This is a genomic window from Hymenobacter setariae (genome assembly GCF_007713685.1).
Taxonomy (GTDB): Bacteria; Bacteroidota; Bacteroidia; order Cytophagales; family Hymenobacteraceae; genus Hymenobacter; species Hymenobacter setariae.
This window is the reverse complement of sequence record NZ_VMRJ01000001.1, coordinates 749,408-770,798: the sequence shown is the minus strand read 5'-3', so window position 1 is coordinate 770,798 and position 21,391 is coordinate 749,408. Positions and strand designations below refer to the sequence as shown.

The window sequence follows — 21,391 nt, the reverse complement described above, 5'->3', positions numbered from 1 at the left end:
CCTTGCTGATAAGTGCTGTAGCGTATGGCTGTGTCGTGTACTGCGCCCTGTGGCTGGGTTGGCTAGGGTACATTATGCAGCGGCTGGCCACGCGGGCCGGCGCCCCGGCGCCTGTGCCACTGCCCGAGCCGCTGCCTCGCGTCAGCATCTTCATCGCGGCCCGCAATGAGGAAGCAGCCCTGCCGCGCTGCCTGGCCAGCGTGCGCGCGCTCCAGTATCCGGCGCACTTGCTCGAAGTATTGGTGGGCGACGATGCCAGCACCGATGGCACCCGCGCCGTGGCCGAAGCTGCCATGCAGGGCTTTGCCGGTAGCTTTCGGGTGGTGACCATCACCGGTACCCTAGGGCAGGCGCGGGGCAAGGCCAATGTGCTGGCCCACCTGGCTCACCTCGCCACCACCGACTACTGGCTGCTAACCGACGCCGACATTGCCGTGCCTGCCACCTGGGTGCAGGGCCTGCTGGCGCACGCCGCCCCGCGGGTGGGCACCGTCACGGGCCTCACGGTGGTGCAGGGACCTAGCTTATTGGCTAAGCTGCAAGGCGTTGATTGGCTGCTGTCGCTGGGGTCCATCCAGGTCGCCACCGACAGCGGCCAGCCCATGACGGCCATGGGCAACAACATGCTCGTGACCCGCGCAGCCTACCAGGCCACCGGCGGCTACGAAGCCATGCCCGCTACCATCATCGAAGACTTTGCCCTGTTTGAGGCTGTGAATGCGCAGGGCTACGGCTTCCGGCAGCTATTCGAGCCGGCCGTGCGCGCCTCGTCGCTACCAGCGGGCGCGTGGGCTGCCCTGCTGCGGCAGCGCCTACGCTGGGTGCGCGGGGTGGCGGCGCTGCCGCGCCGGGTGCAGGTGGCGCTGGTGCTCTTTAGCGGCTACTGGCTAGCGGTGGCCGGCCTACTGCTGCTCGGGCGGCCCGACTGGGCCCTAGGGGCCATGCTATTGAAAATCTGCGCCCAAGCCCTTATGTTGCGGGTGGCTACGCGCCGGGCGGGCTTGCCCATGCCAGCCGTGGCCGTAGTGGTGGGATATGAGTTTTTCTCGTTGGCACTCACCACGCACTTGGCCCTAAGCCGGCTATTTGGCCGCCGCGGGGTCGATTGGAAGGGCCGCCATTATCAATAAAGAGACTTTTGCGGCCTTCTTGCGTAATCTTATCTATCTACGTCCTCCTCGATGAAAACATGACTATTCAATCTATTACTGCTGCCCAAACCTACGCCCTGCGCCACGCCGTGCTGTGGCCCACCAAGCCGCTCGACTACATCAAACTGCCCGATGACCACCTAGGGCAGCACTTCGGCGCTTTCGAAGGCGACGAGCTAGTATCCGTCATTTCACTGTTTGTCGATGCCGATGATGTGGCTCGCTTTCGCAAGTTTGCCACTGCAGCGGCGTGGCAGGGGAAGGGCATTGGCTCGGCGCTGTTGCAGCACGCCATTGCGGCGGCTACCGCCCAGGGGGCGCACTCGCTGTGGTGCGATGCCCGGCACAACACACTAGCTTTTTACGGGCGGTTTGGGCTGCAGCCCGAGGGCGATATTTTCTACAAAGGCCCGATTCCCTACATGCGGCTGCGGCGCTACCTGCCCTAAAATGAATTGTTCGCTGGTTGTTTTTAGGTCTTGTTGACTGAGCAGTGCGTGTTGAGGCGCAAAAAATAACCAGCGAAAAAAGGATACCAACAAACGAAATGAAGTTAATCGAAACCCACGCCCACCTTTACTCCGAGCAGTTTCGGCCCGACCGTGCCGAGGCCTTGCACCGAGCCGTAGCGGCCGGCGTCGAAACCATCTTGCTGCCCAACATCGACCACACTAGCATCGACGGTATGCTGGAGCTGGAAGCTGACTTTCCCCAAACCTGCCACGCCATGATGGGCCTGCACCCGTGCTCGGTAAAGGCTGACTTCGAGCAAGAACTTTACCGCTTAGAAGACTGGCTCAGCAAGCGTCCCTTCGTGGCAGTAGGTGAGTGCGGCATCGATTTATATTGGGATAAAACCTTTCTGCCGCAGCAGCAGGAAGCCCTGCGAGTACAGCTGCGCCTAGCCAAGCAATACGACTTGCCCATCGTGCTCCACACCCGTAGCGCTTTTGAAGAGGCCTTCGAGCTAGTGGCCGAAGCGCAGGATGGCACGCTGCGCGGCGTGTTCCACTGCTTTTCCGACGGCGTAGCCGAAGCCGAGCGCATCATTGCCCTAGGTGGCTTTAAGCTGGGCATCGGCGGCGTAGCTACTTTCAAGAATGGCGGCCTCGATAAAGTGCTGCCGCACGTAGCGGTCAAGCACCTAGTACTCGAAACCGATTGCCCCTACCTGGCGCCCGTGCCCTACCGCGGCAAGCGCAACGAACCCGCTTACCTACCGTTGGTGCTGCACCGCCTAGCCACGCTACTTGGCCAAGACCCCGAAGCCGTAGCCGCTGCTACTACGCGCAATGCCCAGCAACTCTTTCAATTGTCCTGAGCAAATGATAGGCGAGTAAAGGCTTATAAATCAGATTTTTGAATTTTTCACAGTCTCTTTATTTTATTATTGAAACAATGTTGCACATAAAAACTCTGTTGTCGAGCTGAATGCCTTTGCCTTAATTGTAACAATGTTGCAATTTTATATAATTTGTTAACTTGTAGCATTTTAATTGCCAAGGTGCACCCTTGCGAGGTCCAATAACCTAGTCCGCTGCTGGTATGCATGTCCGTAGAGCATCGAATAGCGCACTAAGTAGCTAATGCGTTACCTCAGCCTCGCTACCGTTCTTTGTGCTATGCCAGATACTCTTGCCGACTTGCCGCTCCTGACCCTCCCGACGGCCGCCCCCGCTACTGATACCACCGCCCCGCGCTTACTCATTTTGTACACGGGCGGCACGATTGGCATGGTCGTCAACACCCGGCAAGAGTTAGTACCCATGCATTTCAGTAAGCTCGACCGCTTGGTGCCCGAGCTGCGGCAACTGCCCTACCGGCTAGAGCTGCTGACCCTGCCGCAGCTCATCGATAGCAGCAACGTGACACCTACCGACTGGCTGCGTCTGGCGCAGCTTATCAAGCAGTATTACAGCGAGTTCGATGGGTTTGTGGTGTTGCACGGCACCGATACCATGGCTTACTCGGCTGCGGCGCTCAGCTTTTTGCTCGAGCACCTAGGCAAGCCCGTCATCTTTACGGGAGCGCAGGTGCCGGTGGGTCGCACCCGCTCCGATGCGGCCCGCAACCTGCTCACGGCCTTAGAGATAGCTGCGGCTCGCCACCCGCAAGCCCACACGGTGCAGCTGCCCGAGGTAGGATTGTTTTTTGATGATATCCTCATTCGGGGCAACCGGGCTAAGAAAGTTGAAAGCCAGCAGTTTGCCGCTTTTAGGAGCGAGAATTATCCGCCTCTGGTTCGCGCTGGCATCAACCTCACGTTTGCCGACAATGATATTCGGCTGCTGCCCAGCGCTCGCCTCAAAGTGCACGAGCGCCTCGACGAAAACGTGGCCGTGCTGCGGCTGTTTCCGGGCATTACGGCGGCCGTGGTGGAGGCCGTGCTGGGGGTGCCGGGCCTGCGCGGCTGCGTGCTCGAAACCTACGGCTCAGGCAATGCGCCCACGGCTCCGTGGTTTTTGCAGTGCCTAGAGCGCGCGCGCCAGCGCGGCGTTTATATCTTGAATGTTAGCCAGTGCGAAGAAGGCCGCGTGGTGCAGGGCCGCTACGAAACCAGCGCCCACCTCACCAACTTAGGCGTAATTGGCGGCGATGATATCACCAGTGAAGCGGCCATTACCAAGTTGATGTTTGTGCTGGGCATAGAGCTAGACGAAACCCAAACGCGGGCGCTGCTCAGCCAAGACCTCCGCGGGGAAATCACGCCGCAGTAGAGGGCAAAGCGGCCAGAAGGACGGCGCAGGACAGCGAGAAAAACGACTTCTTTCGCCTTCCTCACCTCGTTCCTTTCTCACCTGCTCATTTTTTTACCTATCTTTGCAGCCCCATTCAGAGAGGTGTCCGAGTGGTCGAAGGAGCACGCCTGGAAAGTGTGTATGGCTCAAAAGGTCATCGAGGGTTCGAATCCCTTCCTCTCTGCTAGTGTTTCAAAAGCCTACTGTAAATCAAGTGTTTACGGTAGGCTTTTTTGCTTGAGTAAAACAAGCGTCAAACAATGCCCTATTTCTCGCTACCTAATAAGGCTACAATTCAGGGGCTGGCCCTGCTAGCACGTGGCCGCGCGCACTACGATAGTCGCCTTCCACGGCCTACTGAGCGGTTGCCTACGCGCATAGAGCCGCTACTCTATCGCTACTCTCTTAATTAATTTTTTCTATGACTACCGAAACCCGCACCTATCTCGGCGAAATTGCTGCTGGCGTAGATGATAATTGGCTAGGCTTTCGAGTAGGCCAGCGCTACGAGCTGCAAATCACCCGACGTAAGGATGGCAATGTGGCTATCGAGCCAATCCCTGTGGGCGAAGGCATAAGGCTGCTGGTAGTGACGCCTGAGCAGTGGGAGAAGTGGTTTAGCAAGTAGCTAGTGGTGGTTGTGTCGCACTACCGACAATGCCTCAGCCCGTCATAATTTGATTTCAGCTGGTGCACCTTTTAACACATGGCAAAGCTTACCTCGACTGTCCTGCTTAAACTACTAGCGCGCCTACTAACGTCGCTGCTGATTACTGCTTTCATCACTTGGTTTCTTTACTCACTCGATTTGCTCACTCCTTTAAACTCTTCGCCTGAGCGAGTTGGTGTGCGTCGGTAGAAAACTGAACTACATTCTATGTGCATAATTAAAAAGCTCCGGCCGGTCATGTCGGGGCTTTTATCTTTATAGTAGAAAGGCAGCGCGCTGCTTTTCTAAGTTCACAATCTAAAAAGGCCAGCTCTACTAGGGCTGGCCTTTTTTGTTCAGCTTATTTAATTTTGCGATGGCCTTCGGGCTAGTTTGTTTTCATAGCTCAGAAAGACTCATCTGCTTCAGGTGAGTCTTTTTTGTAGTGTATGGGTAGCTGATACATGAAAAAGCCTCGCTTGAAGCAAACGAGGCTTTCTTCTTGGTTAGTATGAATTCCTTCCGTGAGGGATTCCCTACAAATATGCACGTCTTAGCAGTATAGTAGTACTTGCACGGGAAGGGGAATTTTTTGTAGCTTTCAAGCATGAAAAAACTACTATTTATTGGCACGCTTGGAATTCTAGTTACCTGCAAACCTGAGAGGCTTGCTTACCCCGTCGCCGTTACTGCTCATGCCCAGATATGGACCGCCGACTCTAAGAGGCCCCAAGCAATTGTAGAGGCGGGCGATACAGTAGACCTGGTAATGCCCGTAACTCCCGAGTGGGGCCAGATTGCAATAAGATTAAGCGAGACTAGAATAGGCTACGTGTCCATTAAGGCGCTAGCCTGGCCGGATTCATTGAAAGCCAAAGCGGGAGTGTATGCAATAGGGAAGGTAAGGAAGTGATTGCTCGCTTAGCAACTTACTCTGTGCTGCCTGATTGATAGCGACGGACGCGAGCAGGCGGAAGGCGTAGCAGGTCATGCTACGCTAGCTGCGTAACTGGGGCTGGTGCTGGCTGATAGGTCTGCTGCCGGGCCTGATAGGCACGCCAGCTAAGGAACAACAGCAAGACAATAAGGAGCGCAAAACTGAGGCGCCGCGTCCAGCGGGTCGCGTAGCGCAGACGGCGTAGGGTGTACATAGCGCAAATAAAAGCGCTAGATGGTTAGGTTGTATCTCTTCATTATACTACTTATACCTGCTATTATACAGCTAGATGCAGCGACAGTAGCACTAATGTTGAACTCTGGATACGCGCAACGCGTAATCTAGGCGAAACTTTGAAGTGATTCCGTAGATGCGTTACCTGTTTCATGACCTTTCCTATAAGAATAGAATTATCCGCTACATCCGCCTGCCAGAAATAGACAGCGACGGCCCTCAGATTACAACCAATATAGAAGGCATGCTCCTGCTTAGTCAGTACATCGAGCGCCATGAGCCAGCCACTATTGTCATTGCCTTACTCGGGCGTGGCATCATCGGTTGCTCCAACGAGGATAAAATGAGGGGCCCTATCCTACAGGCATTTCAAAAAGAATATAAGCGCCTGCCCGACGCGCACTACACGTGGACGGCAGTTGAGTTTGTGCTTGACTAAAAAAGCCCCGGCCGGTCAGGTTGGGGCGGCTATTTGCTTGGGTCCGCAATACCTAGTCGCCGCCCTTCATCATAGGCCAGCGTGCGCAGCAGAGCACTCATGCTTAACCCTCGTGCTTTGGCTACTTTCTCTATAAATTTCTTATCCTCAGGGGCAAGGGCAATACTCACTTGGGGGTTACGGCGGGCGGCTTTAGGTTCTTTCATGCTACAAAGATGTTACAAGAATTATACAAGAAAGCCCCACTACCGGGAAGGCACTGGCGCTACGCCCTATCACATAGCTGAATAGAAAAGCCCCGACTGGTCAGGCCGGGGCTTTTTACTTATAGCTAATAGGTCACGAACAATAGAACACGTGGCGAGCCTTCCCTTCCCGCCGATATAGATTATGAGGCTAGCTTCTCAAGCAGCTTATCAAGTTTGATGAGCTATTTGAGAAGTAACCAGTAGCCAGCTATCAGTACCAGCAGGCCACCTAGGGCCAGCCAAGTGCGCTGCGTGCCATTGAAATCATTGCGGGCAGTGGTAGTAGGCGACTGGTAGCCGTAGGCGTAGGCTGCCCACGCCTGGTGCCAAGCTAGCTTGTCCCGAGTCGCCTCAGGGGCCAGGATGCCTAGGCCTGTATTGAGCTGCGCCCGCTTGTCAATCCAGAGCCGAGTGAAGTTGTAGGCTTCATCATGGAAGAGCGGGAAGAGCAGCCCGGCCGGCACTATCTCGACCAGGGCCCACTCGCCTATCCAGTGCTGGGCGAGTAGCGACACCGGTACCAGCAGCCAGGCGGCGATGCGCTGCAGCATCATGCCGGTGTGCTCATTGCCCGTGAAGGCCTCAGCCCCGCGGCGCGCGTAGAGCACGGCTTCCAGCCAGCCGCACAGGATGGCGAAAAGCTGATAGGTGATAGCAAGCATCTAGTGGCCTCCTGACTCGTTGGTAAACCACTTGCCCGTGCGGTACTTGCTGTAGCCCGCCACGATGCAGCCCACGGCTGTGAAGCCAATACCACCGACTACCCAGCCAGAACCAGGGTTGAGGGGCTCAGCTATGAACATGGCAGCAGCTGCTACCCAAAGAATGATTGCGAGATACTTTTTCACAGAAAAGATTATTTAATGGTGAGGGTAATAGGTTCGCCGTTGGCCACGGCCGTCTCGATGCGCAGAAACAGGCGGTCGAACGCCACGCGACTAGCCGAAACGCTGGCCCCGTCGGCGCCGAAGGCCGAGCCGGGCAGCAGGCAGCCCTCGGTATCAGCGGCCGTGTTGCCGGGGTGGATGCGCACGCCGCAGTCGTCGATGAGGTTGTTGCCGAAGCGGATGCTGCCACCGGGCACGTTCACCAGCAGCGGCAGCCGGCGCTTGAAGCGGTTGCTCATCGTGACAATCACGCGGTAGGTACCGGCAGGTATGGCCGTCTTGCCGTAGACCTTGGCCTCTCTCGGACCACGCACTACGTCTTCAATGCCGACGCATACTTTTTGGCCCTCGATGTACCAGGTGCTCAGCGTCGCGCCCTTGGCGCTCGGCTGGCGAATGATGGAAATAACCATGCTAGCGAGCGGCAATACTTAGGGTGAGACCAAGGGCGGCAGCCCAGCCCAGCCAGCTCCAGAAGCCCCGGCGTTGCGCTTTGCCTTTCCACTTCTTGGCGCTGACCTCGTAGCGGGTGGCTTCGATGGTTTCCTCCCGCAGGGCCAGCTGCACGTTGGCTATAGCTGCAACCTGGCGCACGTAAGCAGCCTGCGCCGTATCGGCGGCCGTGCGGTAGGTGGTAGCCGCCTTGCGCCAGGTGCGCGCCTCCCGCCGCACTTTGGGCAGCACCGTGAGGCTGTCGCGTACCTTAGCCGCCTGCGCTACGGGCATGCAGACGGTGGGGCCGGGTGGCGGAATGAGTTTAATAGCCTGCGAAAAAGCGCTGAAGGGCAGCGCTGTCAGCAGCAGTAGCTTGAGCTTTGACATGGGTACTTTGCAGATGGTAGAGCGTGGCAGAATCTTCGTAGGTCTGGCCGAGGTCACGGTAGTAGCGGGCGGTGCTATCCAGGCGGGCGGCCTTGGTGCTGTCGCGGCGGGCCTGTGCTACCGCGGCGCGCACGATGGCGGGCACGGTGGACTCTTTCGGGTGGCAGGCACCTAGGGCCAGCAGGGATAGTAGGAGTAGGTACTTGGGCATTGGCAGAAAAAGAGGGTGTGACAGTTAGGAAGCGGGCGGCAGCTCACCAACTGGGCCGGCAGTGGCACCTTCGCCGATGGCCATGCCCCCGTCGCCTTGGTTTTGCTGCACCAGGGTCGAGGGCATCTTGTTGAGGAAAATGCCCAGCAGGTAATCACCCAGGGCCGAGATGCAGTACACGAGGCTCAGGGCACTTATCTCGTCGCGGTTGAGCGTGGGCCACGTCATGATGCGGCACACCAGCGGGGCCGTGGCCAGCGTTATGCCGGCGGTGAGAGCGATAAGCGTGAAGGCGTTGAAGTGCCCGCGGGCATCTTCGAAGAACTCCCGCAGGTGGCGGCTGGCTCCTTTCATTTGTGGGTGCTCATGAATTGGTCGTACATGGCCGCACGCTGCTCCAGCGAATTGATGCGCTGCTCGAACTCCTTATGTGTAGCAGCCGCCTCCTGCTTGGCCGCTTCCAGGTTGGTGACGCGCTGGGTGAGGTACTGGCGCTCCATCGTTTCGAGCTTCACCGTAGTCGAGAGCTCGATGATGTCTTTGCGCGTTTCCTTGATGTCGTTGGCGGCGCTGTTAATCTGGGTGGTGAGCAGCACGTTCAGCACCGCCAACAGGGCCGGGAAAGCCCAGATTTTGAGCTTGTCGATGGTGCTGTCGTTATTAGACATGAGTACTAGGCAGCCAGCAAAGCCGTGATGTGGTCGATGCCGCACTGGGTGTTATGGCGCTCACGAATGAGGCAGGCGCGCTCAGATTCGAGGCGGGCGCGCTCTTCCGGATGTAGGCCAGTCGGCTTGGGGCCGCTCACATGCACGGGCTTGAGCAGGTCGGGGTCGTAGCAGGCAACGGCTTGGCCGTCGAGGAGATGGATGTGCATAGGGTTAGGGGCGATAAGCAAATACAGTGAGGGTGGGGCCGCTAGCCGCGATGGCTAGGCAAACAGGACGAACTCATAAGCCTCTGCCTCATAGGAGAGGGCACAGATGCCCACTAAGCCTGCGGGCAGGTTGTAGTCATCGGGTAGCGTGGTCGTGTAGGAGGCCGTTTCGGGGTAAGGCGCGAACTGGCTATAAGCGCGCAACTCTACTTGATTGCCTACTAGCTTGAAGGCCATGATAAAATCATCTACCCCCACCGTAGGCATGTAAGGGCCCACGGTGGGACTAAGCACCGCGACGCTGGTGCCCTGAATCACGCCCGCATCAAACACGAACTTTTTGGCGACATCATCAAAGCGGCACCAAAACGCGAGGCACCTATCAGTGCTGAGCTGGTGCCGGGCCCGAATCATTACGGTCGGAATCAGCTTGTTTAGCCGCACGCGAATTTCCCCGTTTAGAAACTGGTAGTTATAGAGCGCACCCCGAGGGTTGGCATCGAAGCTAGACCCCGCTTTTAGCGTGAGGCCGGTGCTCGTAACCAAGTACTGGTCCTTGTTCGGCGTGTAGTCCGTCCAGTTATCTTGCCCATCTAGCGGGGCGTGCTGGAGCGTGTTAAAAGTGATATCGTAAACAACCTCCTCGCCCCCGATAGAAGGCGTGCTAGGGTCTACGACGCGGCATTGGTCGAAAGAAATTTTTCTTGTCGCAATAGCGGGGTTGCTTTGGAAGATTAGCTCGTAATGGCCTGCTGGGTACGTGTTCGCGCTCACGTAACGCTGCGCTGAAGGCTGCGACGTACTGCCGAGTGGCAGCGACTGTTTCAAGTTAACATTAAGCACAGCCTCTTGGCTGGTGCGGTCTATCAGCGTCAGCAATGCCCCGCCCTTGTCTGCAGCCAACGGATAACTAGCCGCCATTTTAAACGGGGTAGGGTTGTAGAACTTCACCCGAGCGCGCTTATCTACTTCTTGCGTAGAATATCCTCGGCCGTTAATATAGAGGGTGCTGTTCTCGACCGTGTACCCCCCATCGGGGAAGCGCAGGGAGCTATTGTCTTCGTCAAAAATGGCGCCGTTACCAGATTCCGAGTACGTTCCGAAATAGTTGGTATACAAGTTGGTGGCGTACTCTACTGCCCCCGCATTGCTCGGGTGCAGGCCATCAATGAGCTTTTGCGTGCTAGCAAGTAAGCCCAGCCCGTTTACTAGCTCTACCCAGGGCCGCGCGTTCGCCAGGGCAACGAAGGCCGCCCGCAAGGGCACCATGTTGGCCTCTGTATAATTGGCTACTGCACCCGACACGAGTAGCGGCGTTTGGAACAGAACGCGGGCTTTGGGGTAGCGGGCGTGTACGGTATCTAAAATGCGGCCAGCAGCGGCCGCAGCCTGGCTAATGCTAAAGCCAGCCGGGATGTCGTTTACCCCGATAGACAAGTAATAAACTGGATTAGCTACCCCTTGCCAGGCCTTAGCCAGTAGCAGCATTTCCGCATCGCAGGCGGCTTGGTCGGGGTAAGCGTCGGATATTCTGCGCCCCCCGGCCCCCAAGCTGATAAACTTGGCTGTATTGCCCATCAAGCCCTTTAGGACAGCCTGCACGCCATCGCGCTGCGGGATGTCGGTGCCTGTGCCCACCCCGATACTGTTGGAGTTCCAGGCTATGGTAGTAGCCGAAACGGTAGGCGCGACCACGCTGTAAGCTGGTGCGTTTTGCCCGTAGTCTATGGAAATGATAGAAGTGCCCCGGTAATCCCCGACATTGCCTTGCTCCTGTAAGGGCTCTTGAAAGCGTACGACGTGGTTGCCGCTGGCGCCACTGAGGGCGAAGGGGATGGTCTGCTCGACATCGGCGGCGGTAGGGTTGGCAATACCCACGAAAGTGCCATCTACAAACACGGCAATGCCTACCTGGCTGTTGGCAATCGTGCGGCCGTAGACGCGGCTAAACATCTTAATGCTAGCCTGGGTCGGTAGCCCGTTAGAAAACCTATGTTCCACATAGGCGAATGCGCAGCGGTTGCGGGCCGTAGTGCCTGCTAAGGCATTATCCCGAACGTTGCTCTGAAAATCTGCGGAACTAGCGGTATACTTAGTGCTAGGGACAGGCGTAACACCGCCGGCACTCCAAGTTGGAACGGTGAAAGTGGGGTCCGCAGTAAGGATTAGGGCGGCCATCTTAGTCGTGTTTGGCGGTTATGATGAGGGTGCCAGCTCCCGCGACTAGCACGAGGCCCAGGGTGTTTTTTATTTGCACCGTGACGGTGGCGGCCGTCCAGCTCAGCACGTCGGCCCGCAAGCCCAGCACGCCCGAGCCAGTCAGCTCGGCTATCGGTGAATACTTGTCATCACTGAAGGGCGTATCCCAGGTGACGACCTGCGTAATCGTGGCACCTAGGGCCATCTGGTTGGTCGGCACCCGCTTCTCGCGGAACTTGGCAGCCAGTGCCGTGGTAGCCGCCTGGGCGGCGGTGGCGGTGGTTTGGGCGGCGGCCGCATTATTGATGGCCGTGGTAGCCGAGGCCTGCGCATTGGTGGCGGCAGTCTGGGCACTGGCAGCCGTGTTGCTCGCCGTGGTGGCCAGGGCCAGGGCCTGGTTGGCGGTGAGCTGCGCATCAGCTGCTGCTTTGGCATCGGCATCCGCTTTGGCCTGGGCAGTGTTAGCCGTTGTTTGAGCAGCCTGCGCCGCGGCCAGTGCTTGCTCAGCTTTCGCCTGAGCGGCAGCGATGGCCGCCTCATCAGTGGTGAGGCGGGCCTGAAGTAGTGCTGTGGCAGTTGCGTCGGCGTCTGCTTTTGCTTGTACTGCTACCGCTTTGCCGTCAGCCACCGCCGCTGCGCTGAGCGCGGCGGCGGCCTTGGCATCGGTCAGCAGGTTAGCAGCCTTCGCAGCATCAGCCGTGGCCTGCGCGGCTACGGCTTTAGCATCGGCAGCCAGCGCTAGGGCGCGGGTCTGCTGGGCGTAAGCGTCCTGTGCCACTTCGGCCAGGTCATCGGCATCCTGCTGCGCTTGCAGAGCCGCAAGCGCCGATTCGGTTTGCTCCAGGCGCAGCGAAAGCGCCGGGAAGGTGTTGTTAACCGTTTCGTTAAGCGTCGCAAACTGCGCTTTCAGCAGTTGAATAGCGAAGTAGTTGCTGCGGCTGCTCATCGGCCACGTCTGCCCCTCGGGTAGCACGGGAAAGTCTTGCCCGAGCGCTACCCTAAAGCGGTCATCTATGTTGACTGGCACCCCGCTCTCGTTGGTGCCCACGACTGTTTGCAAACCTGCTACGGAGGTCTGAATCGGCGCGACCGCCTGCTGCAATTCCTTGATGGTATCGGCGTGCATAGCTATTGGATGCGAAAGCGGTTCCACCACAGTTCCGTGGTGCTGGTGTCAGGATTGTCCTCTTGCAAGGCCCAGAAGAAGTAGGGTGCGCTGGGGTTGCGATTGTCGGTGAAGTGCTTCTCGGTGAAGCTGGTATCAGGCTCCTGAATGCGCGCCTGCCCGCCACCAGCCACGCTAGCCGCGATGTCAGCTGCTACCTGCTTGCGCTTGTCGCCCGACACGTCCACGGCAACCACACCCGTGCCGGGCGTGCCAGGGGTGCCCGAGTTAGCAGTTTCAAGTACCCCACGCCGGTACACCGCGTTTTGCGTGCCGGCTGGAATTACAAGCCTGCTCACGCCGGTCGGGTCGGTTACATTACTGCCGTTGCGGGTGTCAAATACCTTGACGTTTTTGCAGTTAATGCCAAGCTGAATACCACTGCAATTAGGCCCAATCTGACACTCATTAACGCCCGTCCCAGTGATGATGTCTGAGCAGTTATCCCCAACGATATTGTAGCGATTGTTACTGCCAAACGTGCTGTCGCTTAAACCGTTGCCATAGGTGTTGCCGGTATGATTATCGCGGAATGTGCAGCGCACTGTGTCGTTGGCATAGTGGTTGTTGCGATGGCTCTTGCCGAAGGTGCCTTGCTGCAACCCCGCGCCATAGGTGTTGCCGTTGTGGCTATCTCCAAACGCGCTATCGGTCAGGCCCGAGTCGTAGGTGTTGTTATAATGGTTGTCGCCAAACGTCCCGCCGCTCATGCCGAAGCCATACACGTTATCGACGTGACCGATGCCCGTTCCATCCTTGCCGTACTGGTTGCTCCCATCATCTGGGCCATACATATAGCATCGGGAGCCTACTGGCAGCAGGTGCAGCAGGTTAGGGTCTAGGCGGTAGTCGTTGTTGAGTACGAACTGGTTATTAGCGTTGGCGCCAGGTACTTGTAGCGCGGCTACTTGGTCGGCGGTGAGTTGGCCACCACCCCCACCCAACAGGTCAGCCAGCTGCTCGAAGCTCAGGCGCTTGTTTTGAAAGCCACCCGCGACGGGGCCGGCGGGCACCTCTACTTCGAAAAAACCGCCCACCAGTTCCAGGCGCGCGTTGACGATGCCGTCGAGCTGATAAATGCGGAGAACCTTGACACCCATGCCCCGAAGTTCCCCCGCGACCTAGGCCGGGAAAGAAGCCGGGCGGGGCAAGGCGGGGCAAGTAATTACCCCCGCACGCGCAGGCTGCCGTCGTGCGTGCCGCGGGCCACGGGCGCGAAGAAGGCCGGCTTGTACTCGTAGAGCTGGTGGGTGACGCGCACGTTGCTCAGCTGGGCGTAGGGGTCGGGTGCATCGGCCCCGGCGCCGTTCTCGATGAGCGACACCCGGGTGTAGCCCAGCTTCAGGCTCCACTCGGTGCTACCCACGCAGAAGCGCCGGCCAGGCACATCGGTGGGCGCGTCGAGGGTATCAAGCAGGTAGATGGGCTCCGTACCTAGATGGCTCAGCGCGCCCGTGAGCAGCTTGCTATTGCCTGAACGCAGACTTAGGCCGTCGAGCACCACCGACTCAAACAGCGGGGCGGGCAGCAGGTCAAGGCTCCGGCTCCAACTGGTGGTCATGGTGCCGTCTACGTTGGCGATGGTTTTGCCGAAGGCCGGTAGGTTGCCCGAAAACAGGCCTGCGCCGATGGGCACGTCGGCGTGGTAGACGTTCAGCACCTCGGTGGGCCGTACGGTGCCGGCCGGGCCATCGGCGCGGAAGTTATCCTTCCCGTCCCAGGTAACGCCCTGCGGGCGCAGCTGCACGCCGATGCTGCTGAGCAGTAGGTTGCCCGTAGCGGCGTTGACGGGTTGAATGCGCGCCCACTCCTCGGGCGGCAGGAAGGTGGCCGGCGGCGTCACGAACTTGGCTTGGTCACGCCGGGCCACAAACAGGTTTTTGCCGCTGGCGTAGTCATCGCGCACCACGTCGCCCTTCTTGTAGTCGGAGTAGGGCGAGTAGCTGGGTGCATCCCGAAACAGGTTGGTGTCGGGTGCCAGCCAGGAATACACCCGCAAGGTGGCGGCCTGCGTGCCGGAGGGCAGCGGGGCCAACGGCACTTCGAAGGTGTTATCCTTGCCATCGGCCGCCAGCTTGAGCGTGGCCAGCTGCACGCCTAGGCTGTGGCCATCAACTAGGATTTCGTAGGGCAAGGTGCCCACGGCGGCCGTGGTGGGCGAGCTCACGGCGTTGCCCTCGTAATCGAGGAATGTCTCAGTAGGCACTACCCTGCCTGTGAAGGTGAGAAACGCGGGCGTGGCTTCCAGGCCACCCACCAGCGGCAGGGCCGGGCCTTGCAGGTAGCGGTCATCGCGCTGGCTCAGGCCGAGGCTGCGCACCCATTGCGTTACCAGGTCGCCGCCTTTCTCGCCCGCGCGCACCAGCACCAGCGGAAAGGGCAGCCGGGGCGGAGCCACCCAGCCCGTGATAGTCCGCAGTTGGCTCAGGTCTTCCAGCCAGGCGTACCTATCCGAAAACACGTCGCCGGCTGGGTAGGCGTTTTTGAGCCAGCCCGTATCCGTGCTGCCCGTGAGTGATTTCCAGCTCTGGCGCACCGAAAGCTTCTGCGCCTCCACCGACCGCAGCCAGTGCAGTGCGCCCACCCGCGGCGGTTGGATGGTGCCGCTGGGTGCGAGCGCCACGACGGGCGCCTGCGCCGTGCCAGCCGGCAGATAAGACCGGCCAGGGGCGTCGGTGGCCGCCTCCAGAATGCTACGCACCTGCCACGTGCCTTCACGCTGCACCAAGGTGCCACGTAGCGCCTGCGCTAGCGCATCGACTACGGTGCGGCAGTTCTCGGGCTCATCCTTATCGGGGAAGTAGTAGCCCGTGCGGTTGGTAGCGCTGGCCTCCTCGGGCGCGTCGAGCGTGGCCATGCTCGCGTCGCGGCTGTTGGTGTAGAGGTAAACGGGCAGCGATACCTCGCAGCGACTAAAGCAATGCAGCAGGCTGTTCAAAATAGGCCGGTAGCCGGTCAGGCGCTGGCCGTTATGGCCGGTGAAGTAGGTACCTTTTAGCCCGGCGAGCCCATCGGTGGCCAGTACGTTCACGTTCACCAGCCCATCTTGTAGCTCGCCCTCGTACACGTCCGGCTGCACGTAGCCCCGAAATTGCAATTTGCCCGCGCGGCGCACGTCCACGCGCCCGAGGCGGTCATCGCCGACGGTGAGGTCTTCGAGCTCGCCGAGCGCTACCCTCAGGCTGAGCTGGCACGTGGTGCCCACGACGGGCGGCAAATCACCCCGGCCGCCGAGGCTGGTATTGAGGCCGTCGCTTTTAATCACTACCGGATTGCGCTGGCCCTTGATGAGCACGGGCGCCCCCTTATAGTCACGCTCCCATATTTCCAGCCGGCAAGGCACACCGTGCAGGTCCGAGAAGTCGAGATACCAGTGCACGGCGTAGCGCTGGGTGAGCGTAAAGCTGACGGTGAGGGTGTTGCCATTGGCGTCAGCTACTACCACCGAAAACATGCCCGCCCCGAGGTTGTCAAAGCGGCCGGTGGTGTTGGTCACGCCACCTAGGGTAAACTTGACGGGCGGGGCGCTAGCCCGCACCTCCACGACGCAGCCGCCGTTTTGCTCGGGGCCCGAGGTGGGGTTGAATAAAATCAGGTTTTCGAGCTCGAGCGAACTGCTAACAGTGGTGGGGGTGTCCACGAAGTACACGCCCTCCTCAAACACGCCGCCCACGCCGTCGGCATACACCTGGCGCCACGTCTGGCCGTTGGAGCCGGGCAATAAGTAACCGTCTACTAAGGTGCCGTAAGGCAGGCTAAAGTTGTCCTTGCCTTGCTCGATGGAATAGTTACGCAGCTCCACCTTTAGCTCATTCATCAGCCACCAGCGCCGAAAGAGCCGGCCAGCGTTCAGCAAGTCAGCCAGGACAGTACCGCGGGGGTAGCCATAAAACGTTACGCCGATGTCGAGCAACTGCGTGGCAATGGCGCCCGTGGCGTCGGTAACACGCAGCAGGTACTGTCCGGCCGCCAGATTGTAAAACCGGACCGGGTAGATTTCCAGCTTGGACGTGTCGGTTTTATAGTAGCCCGCTGCGTTGCCTTTTTGGCCGATTACCTCCAGCTGGTACGGGGCCACGCCAAACTGCCCCGTTAGGTCGAAGCAGGCGTCGCGGGCGTTCTGGTCGGTTGTGCCGGGGCTGGTTGGAATGAGCTTCAGCTTGAGGCTAGTGCCGCCACCCTGCACGGGCGTTACTTGGTTTTGCGTGTAGACGCTGCCGTTGCCATCGTAGTACACGTAGCGCGTTTTGCCGGGCGCGTACTCGTAATCGTAGACCCGTGCGCCCCTGGGTGGGTTGAACGTCGTGTTATCCGACGAGTCGAACTGCGTGGGGGTGCGAGTGCGCTTCTCAGTGTCGAAATAGATTTCAGTAACCCGGTAAGGCAAGGGGCTGCCAACAGGGTTGGGCAGCACCGTGCGGCGCAGCAGTAGGTAAGCCATGCCCGAAGTTCCGGCCGGGCTCAGGCGGGGTGGCGGCGAAAGCGGGGCAAGGCGGGGTAAGTAGTAGTTTAGTACTATGAAGCACTTCTTACTCGCTGGCCTGCTACTGGCCGCTATTCCCACCCTGGCTCAGACTGCGCCGCCCGCTGGGCAGGAGGCTGCGCAGCCAACTAAGAGAGATAACGTTATTATTCTGCACACTACGGATAGTGTTGCGGTAGCCTATTCTAAGCTTGGCCGTGTGCTCTTGGATGGTGGCTATCCAATAGACAGGTCAGATAAAGAGCTTGGGTATATCAATACCAGTTACCGACCAACCCAAAACCGAGCCGTAGAAGCCGCTTATCGGTTTTCAATCAAGCCTAGTAAAGAAGGTGCCATTATTGAGGTGCGAGGCATGTGCAAAATGCCAAGCATGCGCTTAGGCGATACCCCCATTGACTATCGGGGTGCGTTTGGTAGTGCACCAGGTATCGCATGGCAGGAAATGAGCCGACTAGCCTTGTCTTATAAAGCACCAGTGGTAACCTATAAGCGGCAAAATTAGTCCGATACCTCTGAGCGATACTCAGCCTGGCGTAGTGCAGCCACTAGCGTCGTATCGCGTAGCTGAAACTCGCCGACAACCTTAACGGTCTGGGTGCTGCTCTTCTGGCCATAATTGCTAGCCGTGGGGGTAGTGCCACCTGCACCACTGCCTGAGCCAGCACTCGCGCTGATGGCTGCCGCGCCCGCGCGTGCTACACCCGCCGCCGCCAGCAGGCCGATGCCACCCGCCAACTCGGCAGCCCCCACAGCTTGTAGGCCGGGGGTGGCTAAGTCAGCAATACCGATGGCAATGAGGAGCCGGCCTTTTTTCTCGGCAAAATCAGCCAAGGCGTCGATGATGCCGGCGAAGATGGAAGCAAAGAGCGTGTCTACGCCTGCCCCGGCAAAAGCTACTTTGCCAATGGCATCCCCTAGGGCGTTGCCTAGCGTTGCGGCTCCATCTTTTAGGGATGATGTTAAAATCTGGGCATTTTCCGACTCTATCGAATAGGTGCGCAGCTGCTTGCTTAAATCTTGCAAGGCTTGGCTTTGGGGGCTAAATCCTTGTGAGATGAGGTTCTGAATAGTGCCCTGTAAAATGTTAGCCCTGGCCCCAGCTGCATCAAAGCTGCCCCCAAACAGGTCGGCATTCGCCTGCACTTGCCGGAAGCCAGCACCTAGGGTCAGCAGCTCATTGTAAAGCCCCTTCGACACGAGGCCGTCAAACTTGGGCTGCACCTGAATGTCACCTAGGCGCAGCAGCTCACTGCTCAGCAACTGCACTGGCCGCTGCGCTTCCGTAATAGCCTGCATGTTGAGCTTGGCCGCTATCGGCAGCTCGAACGGCTTGACCTGCTTGGCATAGTCGCCGAGCAGCCGGGCCACGTCCTGCGGCAGCGTGTCGCCAATCGTGCGCGGAATGAGCGACTTTACTTCGACTGGCTTTAAGTTGAGGTCCCCACCAGCTGCCCGCAGTTTGTCGAGCGCCTGGCTGGTGTTCACCAGGTCAGCCGCAAAGCCGCGGAAAGCTTTTGAGCTAGTGCTTACGCCTGCGTCTACTAGGTTTTTCAGCCCACTCGTAAGCGTATTCACGCGCCGCTCCAGTACCTCGACCTCGCTAGGGGTATTACCTAGAATATTATCGAGCGCGGTGAGCCGAGCCAACTCCTCGCGGAGTTTCTTGATGGCGTCAGTGACCTTCTTATTTGCCTTGTCTGCCCCTTCCAGCCGCGCAATGTATTCCTGCAGGCTTTTAATCTGCGGGTTGAAGGATAAGGCCTGTTTCTCGGTGCCCGCGTTCTGTTGGTCTTCTTTTAGCTGCTTTAACTGCTCGTGCAGCCCTTTTAGCAGGCCGACCTGCGCCGTGATGTCAACTGCGTTGCCGGCAAAGTTGGGAATCGGGAAAGCATTGCCCAGCTTGGCCAGATTGGCGGCCAGCGTGGGGAAGGTGGCGCCTAGGGCGTCGTACTGGGTGGCCGTGATGCCCGCTGCGGTGCCTAGCTCTGATACCAGGCGCTTCTGCTTTTCTAGCTCCGTAGCGGTGGTGGCTAGCTCCTGCCGGAAATCAACCAAGAACTGCGCGCCGAGGTCTTCAACCTTCACGCCGTTGAAGGAGCCGCGGTTGAGCTGGTCGCGCTCTCTGAGCAAGCGGTCGTAGGCGTCGCTTAATTCCAGCAGTTTCTGCCGCTGGGCGGGCAGGCTTTGCAGCGCGATGGCTTTCTCAAGCGCTTGGTTGCCCTTGATAAAGTCGCGCGCTTTGTCGGTGGCCAGCCCGATGTAGTTGCCGTAGCTGTCGATGCCCTGGCCAGCGGCCGGCATGACGGACGTGACCTTCTCGACAATGGCGCGCAGCTCGTCCTGCTCTTTGCTGGTTAAGGTAGTCTTCGCCCGCAACTCGTCGTAGCGGTCAAGCAGTGGGCTGACCTCGGTGGTGAGCTTTTGAGTGGCGGCAGTCTGCTCGCGGTAAGTGTCGAGCAGGCGCTGGTTGGCCGTGGCCAGGTAGTAGGCACCAGCAGCCAGCGCGGCTACGCCTGCAATGACTAGTGTGGTAGGGTTGAGTAGCGAAACGAAGCCCGTGCTCAGCAGCCGCGCGCCTGACTCTACAGCCACCAGCCCCGCCTTCACGGCGGGCAGGCCGGCGCCGATAGCGCCGAGGCCCACCAGCACCGGGCCAGTGGCGGCGGCCAGCCCGGCAAACGTCACGATTGCCGCCTGCGTGGGGGCTGAGAGGTTGGCAAAGTCATCACCAATGGCGGTGATTTGGTCGCCCAGTCGCTCGCCGACGGCTTGCAGGTTGAAGGCCTTGGCAATGCCGTCACCCACCTTGGCACTGGCTACCAGCAGCGCGTCAAGGTCGTTCTCATACACAGCCTTCAGCCCGCCCGTCACCTGGGGCAGTTTGGCTAGCTCATCGGTCAGAATGCGAATGAAGTCTTTGCTGCTCTGGCCTTGCTTGGTCAGGCTCTTTGAGATTTCCTCGCTGTCCACTGTGCCGTAGAGCGTTTGCAGCGCGGCGGCTACGGCGGGCGCGGCTTCGATGATGGGGCGTAGGTCCTGCGCCAATACCTTGCCCTTGGCGCCCAGCTGCGAGAGCTGGGTGGTAACGGTACCGAACTCTACTTTGCCGCCGCCGGTGGTGGCAATGGCATTGGCAAAGGCCTTGATGCTCTTGGCCGATTGTTCGGCCGAGATACCCACCGCACGTAGGCGAATGTCCGCCTGTTCAGCTGTTTCGAAGCCGAGGCCTGGCTGCTTGGCAATCTGCTGGAGCAACTGAATGCGCTCCCCCGTTTGCGTGGCTGCCTGCTGAATACCAGTTAGACCCGTAATCCCTTGCTTACCTAGCTCCTGCCGGGCAATAGCTTGCAGACCGTTTTTTAGGCTTTCCAGCTTAGCGCTAGCAGCCACGGCCCCCGTAGCTAGCAAGGCCAGCGGCACACTAACGGCCCTCGTCAGGTTGCCGCCAATATCCTGCATAGCTAGTCCCGCCTCGCGTAGGCCTTTTAGCTCACGCTTGGCATCTGCCATCGCAGCTTTAAACGCGCTGACCTCAGCACCTAGGACGACGGAAACGGAAGCTAGAATATCAGCCATTTATGCGGCAGTTTGTAGGTTATCAAATTCAGCGAGGCGGGCCATGGTCTCGTCAAATGTTTCCTCGCTCATGGGCGGAGCTGGGGGCGGGTCGCCGGGCAAAGCCATGAACTCCTCAGGCGACTGGGCCAGTTGGCTGGCCCCACGGTGGGCGTTTACTAGAATGGTAGCTACCAAGCGCGTGCGGCGCCACTGCTCTACCTCCTCACGTTCTTTGCGCTCTTGCCGCCGCCGGTAGCCCCGAGCCATGCTGTCAAACTCGGCTAGCGTGAGCTCCCAGAACTCGGCCGGCTTTAGCTCTAGCTCGCCGTAAGCGAAGTCTCGGAAGTCGCGCCATTCTCGCTCGGCGTCGATGGAGTCAGCGCCTGCATTTTGGCCGCTAACTGCTTGCTCATCGACGCCAGCAGAGGGTTTACGGTCACGGTCGCCTCGGTAATCGCTTCCGCGATGGCATCCGCCTCGGCCTGGGGCATTTCTTCAAGCAGGTCCACTGCCAAGTCCTGCGCGTACTCGGGGTAGGCTGGCACGAAGCGGCGAATGGCGCAGGTGATGATGCTGGAAAACGCCTCGATGTGGTCTTCGATGATAGCCAGGTTGAACTCGCTGGCCGGCCGGCCGCTGAGCTTGCTCCAATCGCGCATCACATTGAGGTTGAAGCGCACGGGGTGCTGCTGGCCAGCAATCGTAAGCCGCACTTCACCGCGGGCGGTATTGGGGGTGGTATTGACTTCCATGATTGCAGAAAAAGAGAATGGGTTTCGCCCAAAAAGCC

25 protein-coding genes and 1 tRNA gene are annotated in these 21,391 nt (G+C 59.1%); 9 read left to right on the top strand and 17 right to left on the bottom strand.

Annotation, left to right across the window (positions count from 1 at the left end; all coding sequences use genetic code 11):
* Positions 1-2: 2 nt before the first annotated feature.
* The 7 genes from FNT36_RS03345 (at position 3) to FNT36_RS03315 (ending at position 5,451) form a co-directional block, all read left to right on the top strand.
* Complete coding sequence (locus FNT36_RS03345) at positions 3-1,130, top strand: glycosyltransferase (protein WP_144844345.1); 1,128 nt, start codon at positions 3-5, stop codon at positions 1,128-1,130.
* A 59-nt stretch (positions 1,131-1,189) separates the two neighbouring features.
* Positions 1,190-1,600: a GNAT family N-acetyltransferase gene (locus tag FNT36_RS03340; RefSeq protein WP_144844343.1), complete on the top strand. Its 411-nt coding sequence runs from the start codon at positions 1,190-1,192 to the stop codon at positions 1,598-1,600.
* A gap of 98 nt (positions 1,601-1,698) precedes the next feature.
* Positions 1,699-2,472, top strand: a complete 774-nt coding sequence (locus FNT36_RS03335) for a TatD family hydrolase (RefSeq protein WP_144844341.1) — start codon at positions 1,699-1,701, stop codon at positions 2,470-2,472.
* 301 nt (positions 2,473-2,773) lie between these two features.
* Entirely contained in the window at positions 2,774-3,868 is a 1,095-nt protein-coding gene (locus FNT36_RS03330) for an asparaginase (RefSeq protein ID WP_144844339.1), read from the top strand.
* Positions 3,869-3,985: 117 nt separating this feature from the next.
* A tRNA-Ser gene (locus tag FNT36_RS03325) sits at positions 3,986-4,073 on the top strand.
* A 237-nt stretch (positions 4,074-4,310) separates the two neighbouring features.
* The gene (locus FNT36_RS03320; RefSeq protein WP_144844337.1) at positions 4,311-4,517 is read left to right on the top strand and encodes a hypothetical protein; all 207 of its coding nucleotides are present in this window, start codon (positions 4,311-4,313) and stop codon (positions 4,515-4,517) included.
* A gap of 628 nt (positions 4,518-5,145) precedes the next feature.
* Positions 5,146-5,451 (top strand): hypothetical protein, encoded by a 306-nt coding sequence (locus FNT36_RS03315; protein WP_144844335.1) that lies wholly within the window; start codon positions 5,146-5,148, stop codon positions 5,449-5,451.
* A 79-nt stretch (positions 5,452-5,530) separates the two neighbouring features.
* Here FNT36_RS03315 and FNT36_RS25355 read toward each other — a convergent pair whose 3' ends face one another.
* Complete coding sequence (locus FNT36_RS25355; protein ID WP_233635648.1) at positions 5,531-5,689, bottom strand: hypothetical protein; 159 nt, start codon at positions 5,687-5,689, stop codon at positions 5,531-5,533.
* Between the two features lie 156 nt (positions 5,690-5,845).
* On the opposite strand from FNT36_RS25355, the gene FNT36_RS03310 reads away from it, so the two are divergent.
* Entirely contained in the window at positions 5,846-6,148 is a 303-nt protein-coding gene (locus FNT36_RS03310) for a hypothetical protein (RefSeq protein ID WP_144844333.1), read from the top strand.
* A 29-nt stretch (positions 6,149-6,177) separates the two neighbouring features.
* Here FNT36_RS03310 and FNT36_RS25350 read toward each other — a convergent pair whose 3' ends face one another.
* The 13 genes from FNT36_RS25350 to FNT36_RS03250 form a co-directional block, all read right to left on the bottom strand.
* Positions 6,178-6,354, bottom strand: coding sequence for a plasmid mobilization protein (locus FNT36_RS25350; RefSeq protein WP_233635647.1), 177 nt, complete (start codon positions 6,352-6,354; stop codon positions 6,178-6,180).
* Between the two features lie 224 nt (positions 6,355-6,578).
* Positions 6,579-7,058 (bottom strand): hypothetical protein, encoded by a 480-nt coding sequence (locus tag FNT36_RS03305; RefSeq protein WP_144844331.1) that lies wholly within the window; start codon positions 7,056-7,058, stop codon positions 6,579-6,581.
* Positions 7,059-7,244 (bottom strand): hypothetical protein, encoded by a 186-nt coding sequence (locus FNT36_RS03300; protein WP_144844328.1) that lies wholly within the window; start codon positions 7,242-7,244, stop codon positions 7,059-7,061. It lies immediately after the preceding gene.
* 8 nt (positions 7,245-7,252) lie between these two features.
* Complete coding sequence (locus tag FNT36_RS03295) at positions 7,253-7,696, bottom strand: DUF5675 family protein (protein WP_144844326.1); 444 nt, start codon at positions 7,694-7,696, stop codon at positions 7,253-7,255.
* A gap of 1 nt (position 7,697) precedes the next feature.
* Positions 7,698-8,105, bottom strand: a complete 408-nt coding sequence (locus tag FNT36_RS03290) for a hypothetical protein (RefSeq protein ID WP_144844325.1) — start codon at positions 8,103-8,105, stop codon at positions 7,698-7,700.
* Complete coding sequence (locus tag FNT36_RS03285) at positions 8,041-8,316, bottom strand: hypothetical protein (RefSeq protein WP_144844323.1); 276 nt, start codon at positions 8,314-8,316, stop codon at positions 8,041-8,043. Before FNT36_RS03285 ends, FNT36_RS03290 begins: the two co-directional genes overlap by 65 nt.
* A 24-nt stretch (positions 8,317-8,340) precedes the next feature.
* Positions 8,341-8,670, bottom strand: a complete 330-nt coding sequence (locus tag FNT36_RS03280; protein WP_144844321.1) for a hypothetical protein — start codon at positions 8,668-8,670, stop codon at positions 8,341-8,343.
* Complete coding sequence (locus tag FNT36_RS03275; RefSeq protein ID WP_144844319.1) at positions 8,667-8,984, bottom strand: hypothetical protein; 318 nt, start codon at positions 8,982-8,984, stop codon at positions 8,667-8,669. The genes FNT36_RS03280 and FNT36_RS03275 overlap by 4 nt, the downstream gene beginning before the upstream one ends.
* Before the next feature lie 5 nt (positions 8,985-8,989).
* Complete coding sequence (locus tag FNT36_RS03270; RefSeq protein WP_144844317.1) at positions 8,990-9,193, bottom strand: hypothetical protein; 204 nt, start codon at positions 9,191-9,193, stop codon at positions 8,990-8,992.
* Between the two features lie 54 nt (positions 9,194-9,247).
* Positions 9,248-11,146: an SGNH/GDSL hydrolase family protein gene (locus FNT36_RS03265; protein WP_233635646.1), complete on the bottom strand. Its 1,899-nt coding sequence runs from the start codon at positions 11,144-11,146 to the stop codon at positions 9,248-9,250.
* A gap of 226 nt (positions 11,147-11,372) precedes the next feature.
* The gene (locus FNT36_RS03260) at positions 11,373-12,518 is read right to left on the bottom strand and encodes a hypothetical protein (RefSeq protein WP_144844313.1); all 1,146 of its coding nucleotides are present in this window, start codon (positions 12,516-12,518) and stop codon (positions 11,373-11,375) included.
* A gap of 2 nt (positions 12,519-12,520) precedes the next feature.
* Positions 12,521-13,657 carry a hypothetical protein gene (locus FNT36_RS03255; protein ID WP_144844311.1) on the bottom strand — a complete coding sequence of 379 codons (1,137 nt, stop codon included), beginning with the start codon at positions 13,655-13,657 and terminating at the stop codon, positions 12,521-12,523.
* Positions 13,658-13,722: 65 nt separating this feature from the next.
* Positions 13,723-16,998 (bottom strand): hypothetical protein, encoded by a 3,276-nt coding sequence (locus FNT36_RS03250; RefSeq protein WP_144844309.1) that lies wholly within the window; start codon positions 16,996-16,998, stop codon positions 13,723-13,725.
* Between the two features lie 76 nt (positions 16,999-17,074).
* Between FNT36_RS03250 and FNT36_RS03245 the strand changes: the two genes are divergently transcribed.
* On the top strand, positions 17,075-17,545 hold the full coding sequence (locus FNT36_RS03245) for a hypothetical protein (protein ID WP_144844307.1): 471 nt from the start codon (positions 17,075-17,077) through the stop codon (positions 17,543-17,545).
* Here the strand turns inward: FNT36_RS03245 and FNT36_RS03240 are convergent.
* The 3 genes from FNT36_RS03240 to FNT36_RS03230 are packed head-to-tail and all read right to left on the bottom strand — an operon-like array spanning position 17,542 to position 21,353.
* Positions 17,542-20,619: a tape measure protein gene (locus tag FNT36_RS03240; RefSeq protein WP_144844305.1), complete on the bottom strand. Its 3,078-nt coding sequence runs from the start codon at positions 20,617-20,619 to the stop codon at positions 17,542-17,544. The genes FNT36_RS03245 and FNT36_RS03240 overlap by 4 nt on opposite strands.
* Complete coding sequence (locus FNT36_RS03235; RefSeq protein WP_233635645.1) at positions 20,620-20,868, bottom strand: hypothetical protein; 249 nt, start codon at positions 20,866-20,868, stop codon at positions 20,620-20,622.
* A 50-nt stretch (positions 20,869-20,918) separates the two neighbouring features.
* A complete protein-coding gene (locus FNT36_RS03230) occupies positions 20,919-21,353 on the bottom strand; it encodes a hypothetical protein (RefSeq protein ID WP_144844301.1) in 435 nt (144 codons plus the stop codon).
* Positions 21,354-21,391: the final 38 nt, after the last annotated feature.